The 500-nt window shown below is 44.8% G+C and carries 1 pseudogene; it reads left to right on the top strand.

The annotated features are described in order from the left end of the window. A pseudogene (locus R7093_RS28585) lies at positions 1-500 on the top strand (helix-turn-helix domain-containing protein); the annotation flags it as partial.

Here is a 500-nt window from a genome sequence, read left to right as displayed (position 1 = left end):
GAAAGTGGTGCTGGTTGCTCAAGAACAAACGGCAGATGTAAAGCCAAAAGAGCAAGAAATCGAAATGCAAAGCTTTTCTCGTAAAACCAAACACGAGAAACACAACAGCCGAATTATGTTGCTGACTTGGGTAATAGCCATTGTCATCATCGGTATCTCAGCAGCTTGGTGGTGGCAAAATCAGCAAGAAAATAGTCTCGCTCAAGTTGTAGCAGAGGCTAATGTTGAAACAAGCCAACCAAGTGCCGATGAAATTGCTGATATTGATCTAATGACCGAAGAAGAGCTGATCGCAAGTACTCCAGCAGAGCTAGCGGCATCAAACAATACAGCATCAGAATCATCCATCAATGCAGCGCAAACTGATGACGTGGTACCTGCAGAAACAGAAGAGTCGACAACAGAAGCAACTAAAGAGCCAGTTGCTGTGATTGAAGCAGCAGAAGAGGTTCAAGAAGCATCTCCTGTAGTGCCAGAAGGTATGACTCTGCTCACCATGA

This window comes from Vibrio sp. 1580, assembly GCF_033340055.1.
Note: the sequence above shows the minus strand (reverse complement) of the source record. Positions and strands in the feature narration are given on the sequence as shown.